This window comes from Methylobacterium sp. J-088 (assembly GCF_022829295.1).
Taxonomy (GTDB): Bacteria; Pseudomonadota; Alphaproteobacteria; order Rhizobiales; family Beijerinckiaceae; genus Methylobacterium.
In genome coordinates this window covers 1-9,149 of record NZ_JAKSYH010000137.1, presented here as the reverse complement: position 1 = coordinate 9,149, position 9,149 = coordinate 1, and the positions used below count along the sequence as shown (strand labels likewise).

General features: G+C 68.6%; 9 protein-coding genes. 6 read left to right on the top strand and 3 right to left on the bottom strand.

The window, feature by feature from the left end:
* Positions 1–339: 339 nt before the first annotated feature.
* Positions 340–717 (bottom strand): AMP-dependent synthetase, encoded by a 378-nt coding sequence (locus tag MKK63_RS15520; protein ID WP_244003248.1) that lies wholly within the window; start codon positions 715–717, stop codon positions 340–342.
* Between the two features lie 340 nt (positions 718–1,057).
* On the opposite strand from MKK63_RS15520, the gene MKK63_RS15515 reads away from it, so the two are divergent.
* Positions 1,058–1,477 (top strand): hypothetical protein, encoded by a 420-nt coding sequence (locus MKK63_RS15515; protein WP_244003246.1) that lies wholly within the window; start codon positions 1,058–1,060, stop codon positions 1,475–1,477.
* A gap of 13 nt (positions 1,478–1,490) precedes the next feature.
* Here the strand turns inward: MKK63_RS15515 and MKK63_RS15510 are convergent, their stop codons facing one another.
* Positions 1,491–2,180: a uracil-DNA glycosylase gene (locus MKK63_RS15510; RefSeq protein WP_244003244.1), complete on the bottom strand. Its 690-nt coding sequence runs from the start codon at positions 2,178–2,180 to the stop codon at positions 1,491–1,493.
* Between the two features lie 258 nt (positions 2,181–2,438).
* On the opposite strand from MKK63_RS15510, the gene hemH reads away from it, so the two are divergent.
* Together hemH and MKK63_RS15500 are read left to right on the top strand one after the other, a co-directional pair.
* On the top strand, positions 2,439–3,524 hold the full coding sequence (gene hemH, locus MKK63_RS15505) for a ferrochelatase (protein WP_244003242.1): 1,086 nt from the start codon (positions 2,439–2,441) through the stop codon (positions 3,522–3,524).
* Positions 3,525–3,616: 92 nt separating this feature from the next.
* A complete protein-coding gene (locus tag MKK63_RS15500; protein WP_243918394.1) occupies positions 3,617–3,775 on the top strand; it encodes a hypothetical protein in 159 nt (52 codons plus the stop codon).
* 88 nt (positions 3,776–3,863) lie between these two features.
* Here the strand turns inward: MKK63_RS15500 and MKK63_RS15495 are convergent, their stop codons facing one another.
* Positions 3,864–4,775: a peptidylprolyl isomerase gene (locus tag MKK63_RS15495; RefSeq protein ID WP_244003239.1), complete on the bottom strand. Its 912-nt coding sequence runs from the start codon at positions 4,773–4,775 to the stop codon at positions 3,864–3,866.
* A 262-nt stretch (positions 4,776–5,037) separates the two neighbouring features.
* On the opposite strand from MKK63_RS15495, the gene secA reads away from it, so the two are divergent.
* The 3 genes from secA to MKK63_RS15480 all read left to right on the top strand — a co-directional run.
* A complete protein-coding gene (secA, locus tag MKK63_RS15490; protein WP_244003237.1) occupies positions 5,038–7,929 on the top strand; it encodes a preprotein translocase subunit SecA in 2,892 nt (963 codons plus the stop codon).
* Positions 7,930–7,936: 7 nt separating this feature from the next.
* Positions 7,937–8,608, top strand: a complete 672-nt coding sequence (bioD, locus tag MKK63_RS15485; RefSeq protein ID WP_244003235.1) for a dethiobiotin synthase — start codon at positions 7,937–7,939, stop codon at positions 8,606–8,608.
* Between the two features lie 170 nt (positions 8,609–8,778).
* Positions 8,779–9,149 (top strand): KUP/HAK/KT family potassium transporter (locus MKK63_RS15480; RefSeq protein WP_244003233.1); only part of this gene is annotated, 371 nt, incomplete at its 3' end.

Below are 9,149 nucleotides of genomic sequence, written 5' to 3'. Positions count from 1 at the left end.
GAGGCGCACCCTGTCAGCGCCTTGAAGGTGCGCGCGATCCTGAACTTTCTCGACCCTCACCCCAACCCTCTCCCGCACGGGAGAGGGGGCATGTCGCGCTTGCCACCCGTGTTGGCAGACGCGTGTCGTGTACCGTGCGCGTTGCAATCGGGCACGGCTCTAAGCTCTTGTTGTGACACGCTCTCTTGCGCCGAACCGGTGTCCACTTCGGCGGAGAGCGCTCTAAGCAGGTTTCGCAAAAGTGGCCGCCGGTTTTGCGATAAAAACCCGCGGCCGGATGGAAACCACAGCAGAGTTGCGTTGGTGTGCCGACGCAACTCTGCTGAGACTCGTCGCGCCTCAGGCCAACTCGGCAAGGGCCAGATCGAGGCTCGCGAAATCGGCGCCCGGGCCATTCCACCACAGCGCCGGGTAGGTCGCGAGGCGGCCCATCACCGCCGCGTAGGCCTCCGCCAGATGCGTGTCGGCGATGACCAGGACGGCTCCGGACAGGCCCTCGGCCAGCGCGTCGCCGCGGCGACCCGCGAGGTCGATCACGCGCAGGCCGAGGCGGCTGAGGCCAAGACGCATGGCCTCAGCCTGGCCGAAATCCTGTACCAGCAGCGCGATGGCGTCGCCCGCCCGGAGGCCTTCGCCCCAGGCCCAGCGGGCCATGCGGTGCGGACAGACCGGGACGGCAGACAGAGCCGGATCGGTGCGCCGCGCGCCGCCGGGCATGCGCCCCTCGGAGGCACGGGGTGCCGGGGCGAGAGGGGGGACGACAGTGGATTCGAGACCGAACATGCGATGCAGACCGCCTGGATCTGGACAAACCGTGGTCTCTGGCGTGACGCGAGCCGGTTAACACTCTGTCTCACCGCACGACGGGAGCGGAACAAGAGCCGCTTTTCGGGCGTTGGCGCCCTCACGATTGAGACGATGGCCAACAAGCCGTGAAGGCCAAGCCTCGATTTGTCGTCAAATTCGGTCGCAGTGGCGCGGGCTGCGGACCGGCCTATCTCGTTGTCCGCCGAGGCGGCCCGACAGAGGCCGCCGTGATCGAGGATACAGCCCCCGCATGCGCCACATCGTTCTTTCCGCCGCCCTGATCGCCGCTGCCCTTCCGGCGCAAGCGCAGATCCGCAACGCGCCGGCCCCACGGGCCCTGGAATTCGCCGCCTACATCTTCGCGGCCTCCAACGTCTGCGGCTACCGAATCGGCACTGAGCAGTTCGAGGGGCTGCTGGCGAAGCAGAGCGTCCGGATCGAGGACGTCCAGCCCCGGGGGCCGTTCGGCAACCGCGTGCAGACGATATTCACGCTGATGTCGAACCAGATGCAGCAGAACCGCGATCAGGCCTGCCTCGCGGTGGCGGGCGAGTACGGGCCGGAGGGCACGGTCGCCAAGAACGTGCTGCTGCCGGCCGGCGCGGATACGGGTGCCCCGGCCAAGCCTGCGGAATCCGCCAAGCCCGCGGAGCCGGTCAAGCCGCAGTAACGGGACGGTCGGTTCAACCCAGCCGCCATTCGATCGGCCGGACCCCGTGCTCCGTCAGCCAGCGATTGGCCCGGCCGAACGGGTCCGAGCCGGGGAAATCCCGGGCGCGGTTGAGCGGGGAGGGGTGCCCGCTCTCGAACACGCCGTGGCGGCTCTGATCGATCAGCGCCGCCCGAGCCCGGGCCTGGGCGCCCCAGAGCAGGAAGACCGCGGAGTCCGGGCGCGCAGAGACCGCCGCCATCGCTTCGTCGGTCAGCCGCGCCCAGCCGGTGCGTAGATGCGCCCCGGCCTTGCCGGCCTCGACCGTCAGTGCGCCGTTGAGCAGGAGGACGCCCTGTCGCGCCCAGGCGGTGAGGTCGCCGCCCGCGGCCCGGTCGGAGCCCGCCTCGGCGAGGATCACTTTCAGCGAGGCCGGCAGGCGACCCGATCCCACGAACGAGAAGGCGAGGCCGTTGGCATCGCCCGGCGTCGGATAGGGGTCCTGCCCGAGGATCACCGCGCGCACGGCAGACAGCGGCGTCTCCGTCAGGGCGCGAAAGACCTGGGCCGGAGCCGGCAGCACGCGGGCGCCGGCCGCGATCCGCGCATCGACCCGGGCCGCCACGGCCGCGGCCCCACCGTCGGCGAAGAAGGGCAGCGCCAGCCAGGGTGAGCCGGAGGCGCGGAAGGCCGCGAGGGCATCGGCCACGGGTGTCTCGCTCATCGAATCTCCATGTGGCTCAGCGATGTGGCTCGGCGACGGCCTCGGTTGCAGCGCGCCGCCCCGCGTGGTTAGGGACAGGGGTCGTGCGTGCGGATCCGGTGCGGCATGTCGCATCCGGTCTTCGCCGGCCGGCTTCGCACCCTACATGGAAGCATACCCGACGGGGTTAAGCCTCCGGTCCAGGCCTCAGCGTGCGCGCCGGCCGCCGGATATCTGATGCCACAGGAAGGACCCGGCGCGCGGCGCCGGGACGCTGCCATGAACGAACGCGTCGAACCCGCCGCCGCGCTGGCCAATGGCCGTCCCCTCACCCCGCGCGAACCCGCGGCCGCCACCCTGCCGGCCGACCATCCGAAGGTGGCCTGGGGTCGCGTCGGCGTCCTGCTGATGAATCTTGGCACGCCGGAGGGCACGAGCTACTGGCCGATGCGCCGGTATCTCAAGGAGTTCCTGTCGGACCGCCGGGTCATCGAGGTGTCGCGGCTGATCTGGTGGCCGCTGCTCAACCTGATCATCCTGACCAAGCGCCCGGGCCCCAAGGGCCGCGATTATGCCAGCGTCTGGAACAACGCGCTCAACGAAGGCCCGCTCAAGACCACCACCCGGGGCCAGAGCGAGCGCCTCCAGGCGGCGATGGGCGACACGGTCGTGGTCGATTGGGCGATGCGCTACGGCAAGCCGGAGGTCGCCGGCCGGATTCAGGCGCTGCTCGACCAGGGTTGCGACCGCATCCTGCTGGTGCCGCTCTACCCGCAATACGCCGCCGCCACCTCGGCCACGGCCTGCGATCAGGCGTTCCGCGCCCTAATGGACATGCGCTGGCAACCGACAGTCCGCGTCTCGCCGCCCTATCACGACGACCCGGTCTACATCGCCGCCATGGCCGACTCGATCCGCGAGGGTCTGGCCAAGCTCGATTTCGAGCCGGAGGTCATCCTGACCTCGTTCCACGGGGTGCCGCGCAGCTACCTGCTCAAGGGTGACCCCTACCATTGCCAGTGCCACAAGACCGGCCGGCTGATCCGCGAGGCGCTGGGGATGTCGCCGGAGAAGATGCGCGTCACCTTCCAGTCGCGCTTCGGCAACGAGGAATGGCTCAAGCCCTACACGGACGAGACCGTGATGGATCTGGCCAAGTCGGGCGTGAAGCGCATGGCGATCGTGGCCCCGGGCTTCACGGCCGATTGCCTGGAGACGCTGGAGGAACTCGACGGCGAGAACCGCCACTATTTCGAGGACAACGGCGGCGAGCGCTTCGCCTATATCCCGTGCCTGAACGACAGCGATCTCGGCATGAAGGTGATCGAGCACGTGGTGCGGCGCGAACTCCAGGGCTGGATCTGAGGATTGGTCCGAGCAGGCGCTTGCTGTCGCGCCCCGGCCGCCTATTTTTCCCTCAAGCGGGACGTGTGATCGATCCGGCGCGGGAGGGTTTCATGGCGTTCTTCATCGGTATCGCGTGTCCCTGGCTGCTGATCGCGGTGCTCGACCGGATCGCCGAAGGCCGCCGCACCAGCGAACTCGCCGCCCTCGGGGTCACGCCGACGCCCGCGCCGGCGCAATCGAGCTATCTCGTGCCGGATCGGCCCTACTGACGCCAGAGCTTCAGCTGTCTCAAGGTACTGGCCCAAGCACGCAGTCCAATGAGGGCCAGCGTCCATCCGACGCTGGCCCCGTGTACCGTTAGGGCTTCTTCGTCTCCGGCACCGGCTGAGCCGCCTCGGCAGGGGCATCGGTGCGCTCGATCTTCGCATCCGCCCGCAGCTTCAGGATCAGGTCCTGCTGCGCCTTGCGGATCAGGTGCTGGTCGATCTGCTCTTTCAGCTCGTCGAAGGTCGGCTGCGGTTTGGTCCGCATCTCCTCGACCTTGATCACGTGCCAGCCGAACTGCGTCTTCACCGGATCGGAGACCTGGCCGGGTTTCATCGCGAAGGCGGCGTTGGCGAAATCGGGGACCATCCGCTCCTTGGTGAACCAGCCGAGATCCCCGCCCTCGGCCTTCGAGCCCGGGTCCTTCGAGGTCTCGGCCGCGACCTTGGCGAAGTCCTCGCCGCCCTTGATCCGCGCCGCGATCTTCTTCGCGTCGCCTTCGTTGTCCACGAGGATGTGGCGGGCATGCACCTCCTCCTCGGGCTTCATCAGTTTGACGGTCTGGTCGTAGATCGCGTGCTCGGCCTCGGGAGTCACCGCGCGCTTGGCCTCCTGCTCCAGGTAGTCGTCGAGCAGGAGCTTGTCGCGGAAGTAGGCGAGCTTGCGCTTGAACTCCGGCGTGTCGCCGATCTTGGCGGCCTCGGCCGCCTGCGCACCGACCCGCAGATCGACCATGTAGTCGACCAGCAGGTTCTTCTTCTGGGCGTCATCGACGCCGGGCAGCGACAGGGCCGGGTCGTCGGACGCGATGGCGAGGTCGCCCTGCGTGATCGGCTTGCCGTTGACGCTCGCCGCCACCGAATCCGGCCCTGCCGGGGCAGCTGGACTGTTCGCGGCAGGCGTGGCAGCGGGCGCCTTCTGCGGGGCCTGAGCCAACGCGACGCCGGGAATCGCGAGCAGGATTGCGAGCGCGCTGACGCGCCGGAGGAGGGCGGGGTGGAGCATGCGGGCGAAATCCTCGGCTGACGTCTCGTGGCCGCTCCGGACCGGGCCGGGCGGCGGGCCGCGGCACAGGTGGCCCGCGTCGCACGAGAAGGCAAGCGCGGCGGTTCCGCCGCTGTCGGAACCGTGACCGCACCGACAGGCGTTGAGGCCTGCCCCTTTCAGGTGCACCGGGCGATGTTTACCTCTATAAGCCCGGCCAACTCCGCCCAGGCCGGCCCGCCACGCTGCTGCGTGGGCGGGCTCGCGCGTCCGCAGGTCCACGATGCTCGGCTCGATCGCCAAGAAGATTTTCGGCTCCTCCAACGACCGGCGCGTCAAGGGCTATCGCCCCCGCGTGGCGCTGATCAACGCGCTGGAACCGGAGATCCAGGCCCTGTCGGACGAGGCCCTGCGCGCCCGCACCGACATGCTGAAGGCGGAACTCGCCGCCGGCAAGAGCCTCGACGACATCCTCGTGCCGGCCTTCGCCACCGTGCGCGAGGCGGCCAAGCGGGTCTTCGGCCAGCGGCACTTCGACGTGCAGATGATCGGCGGCATGGTGCTGCACGAGGGCGGCATCGCCGAGATGAAGACCGGCGAGGGTAAGACGCTGGTGGCGACGCTGCCGGTCTACCTCAACGCTTTGGAGGGCAAGGGCGTCCACGTCGTCACCGTGAACGACTACCTCGCCGCCCGCGACGCCGAGTGGATGGGCCAGCTCTACCGCTTCCTGGGGCTCTCGGTCGGCACCATCGTGCACGGGCTCGACGATGCGCAGCGCAAGGACGCCTACGCCTGCGACATCACCTACGGCACCAACAACGAGTACGGGTTCGACTACCTGCGCGATAACATGAAGTACGAGATGTCCCAGCTGGCGCAGCGGGGGCACAATTTCGCGATCGTGGACGAGGTCGATTCGATCCTGATCGACGAGGCGCGCACGCCGCTGATCATCTCGGGCCCGGTGGACGACCGCTCGGAGCTCTATGTGTCGGTCGATGCGATCATGCCCCGGCTGGTGCGCGAGCATTATGATCTCGACGAGAAGCAACGCACGGTCTCGCTCACCGAGTTGGGCAACGAGTTCGTCGAGGAGACCCTGCGCGAGGTCGGCCTGCTCAAGGAGGGCGACCTTTACGACGCGCACAATGTCAGCTTGGTCCACCACGTGAACCAGGCCCTGCGCGCCAACACGCTGTTCACCCGGGACAAGGACTACATCGTCAAGAACGACGAGGTGGTGATCATCGACGAGTTCACCGGCCGCATGATGCAGGGCCGGCGCTACTCGGAGGGGCTCCATCAGGCGCTCGAGGCCAAGGAGCGGGTCACGATCCAGCCCGAGAACCAGACGCTGGCCTCGATCACCTTCCAGAATTATTTCCGCCTCTACAAGAAGCTGGCCGGCATGACCGGCACGGCCTCGACCGAGGCCGACGAGTTCGCCGAGATCTACAAGCTCGACGTGGTCGATATCCCGACCAACAAGGAGGTCGAGCGCGTCGACGAGGACGACGAGGTCTACCGCACGGTGGCTGAGAAGTACGACGGCATCATCGCGGAGATCGACAAGGCGCATAGCCGCCATCAGCCGATCCTGGTCGGCACCGGTTCGATCGAGAAGTCGGAGCATCTCGCCGAGATGCTGAAAAAAGCCGGCTACACCCTGCTCGACTATTCCGATCCGAATGCGCTGACCGACGTGTACGCCGCCGCCCGCGAGGGCCGGGTGACCAAACGCTTCGCCGTGCTGAACGCCCGCTTCCACGAGCAGGAGGCCTACATCGTGGCCGAGGCCGGCGTGCCCGGCGCGATCACCATCGCCACCAACATGGCCGGCCGCGGCACCGACATCAAACTCGGTGGCAACATCGAGATGCGGGTCGAGAAGGAACTCGCCGGTGTTCCGGAGGGTCCGGAGCGCGACGCGCGGATCGAGGCGATCAAGGCCGAGATCGCCGAGAACCGCGCCAAGGTGCTGGCCTCTGGCGAGAAGGCCGATCCGGAAGCCGGCCGCAAGAAGGATCTGCCGGGCGGCCTCTACATCATCGGCACCGAGCGCCACGAGAGCCGGCGCATCGACAACCAGCTCCGCGGCCGCTCCGGCCGGCAGGGCGATCCCGGCCGCTCGAAGTTCTACCTGTCGCTTCAGGACGACCTGATGCGGATCTTCGGCTCCGATCGCATGGACGGGATGCTGCAAAAGCTCGGCCTGGAGCAGGGCGAGGCGATCATCCACCCCTGGATCAACAAGGCCATCGAGAAGGCGCAGCAGAAGGTCGAGGCGCGCAACTTCGACATGCGCAAGAACGTGCTCAAGTACGACAACGTCATGAACGACCAGCGCAAGGTCGTGTTCGAGCAGCGCCGGGACTTCATGGCCCAGGAGAGCGTCCGCGAGACCGTGGACGAAATGCGTGAGGGCGTGATCGACGACCTCGTCGCCCGCCACATCCCCGAGAATGCCTACGCGGAGCAGTGGAACGTCGGGGGTCTGCACGAGCAGGTGCGGGAGATCCTCAACCTCGACGTGCCGGTCGAGGACTGGGCCAAGGAGGAGGGCATCGCCGACGAGGAGATGCGCGAGCGCCTGCTCAAGGCGGCCGAGACGGCCTATGCCGAGCGGACCGAGAAAAACGGCGCCGAGGTCACCGCCTATATCGAGAAGCAGGTCCTGCTGCAGACGCTGGACCACCTGTGGCGCGAGCACCTCGTGACCCTCGACCACCTGCGACAGGTGATCGGCTGGCGTGGCTTTGCTCAGCGCGATCCGCTGAACGAGTACAAGTCCGAGGCCTTCGACCTGTTCAATGGCCTCGTCACAGCCCTGCGCGAGCAGGTGACCGCGCAGCTGTCGCGGGTCGAGATCATGTTCCAAGAGCAGCAGGAGCAGTATCCAGCCGGCGGACCGGCGCTGCCGCCGATGTTCGCCCAGCATCTCGACCCGGTCACGGGCGAGAACGAGATGGACTATGCCGGCCAGGGCTCCGGCAGCGATGGCGGCGCCGGCCCAGCCTACGGCTTCGCCGCCCAGGGCTTGGCGGCGGACGGCGCGGTGCTGGAGCGCGATCCGCAGGATGCCGGAACCTGGGGCCGCGTCGGCCGCAACGAGCCGTGCCCCTGCGGCTCGGGCAAGAAGTACAAGCACTGCCACGGCAGCCTGCAGGCCTGAGGCCGGCATGGCCGCGCGGGCGGTCTTCATCGCGGGTGCCGGGACGGAGATCGGCAAGACCTACGTCACCGCGGCTTTGACCCGGCGCCTGCGGGCACAGGGCCGGGCGGTCCGGACCGTGAAGCCGCTCGCGAGCGGCGTTCCGGCTCCGGGAGATCCGGGGTTCGCCGAAAGCGACACCGCCCGCCTGCTCGACGCCCAGGAGATCGCCCTCGACGCCGAGGCCGTGGAGGCCTGTTCGCCCTGGCGCTTCTCCGCACCGCTGTCACCCGATCAGGCAGCCGTGCTGGAAGGCCGGTCCCTGGATCTCGCCGACCTCGTCGGCTGGTGCCGGGTGCAAATCGCCTGCACGACGGGCACGCTGCTGATCGAAAGTGTGGGCGGCCTGATGAGCCCGGTCACCGAGGCGGCCACCGGCCTCGACTGGCTCCGGGCGCTGGACGTTCCCGCCTTGCTGGTGACCGGCAGCTACCTGGGGGCGATCAGCCACGCGCTGACGGCCTGCGAGACCCTGCGCCGGTACGATGTCCCACTGTTGGCCATTGCGGTGAGCGAGAGCGAGGGCGCGCCGGCCCCGGCCGCCACCGTGGCCGCGTCGATCGCCCGTCACGCCAGCGCGGAGGTCTTTTGCCTACGGCGCGGGGATTCCTGTCCGGAAGCGCTCGCCAACCTGATCTGAGCCGGCAGCTACGGCGCTGCGCGCGACGCGTTATACCCTCAAGTCTGCGTGTGCCTCCGACATCCCGGCGCCTTCGGCTGCGCCCTCGCTGGACGACGTGGCCTTGGCTGCTAACTGTCGGGCAGTCTCGACGCGCCCAGGCCCGGGCGGGTCATGCGGGAGCTGTTGCGTTGAGTCAGTCCCTTGCCGCCGCCGCGGAACCCGGAACGGAGGCTGCGGCGCAGGAGGATGAGCCCGCCCGCAACCGCCTGCGGCCAGCTCTCGTCCTCGGTGCCCTCGGCGTCGTCTACGGCGATATCGGCACGAGCCCGCTCTACGCGTTCAAGGAGGCCGTGAAGGCCGCCACCAGCGGCGGCGCCTCGGTGCCGGCGGCGGCCACCGGCGCGGTGTCGCTGATCCTGTGGTCGCTGATCCTGATCGTCTCGCTCAAATACGCGGTGCTGATCCTGCGCGCCGACAACCGCGGCGAGGGCGGCATCGTCGCCATGCTGGCGCTGCTCGGCGCACGGCATGCCCGGCCGGGCTCGTGGAAGGCGCTGCT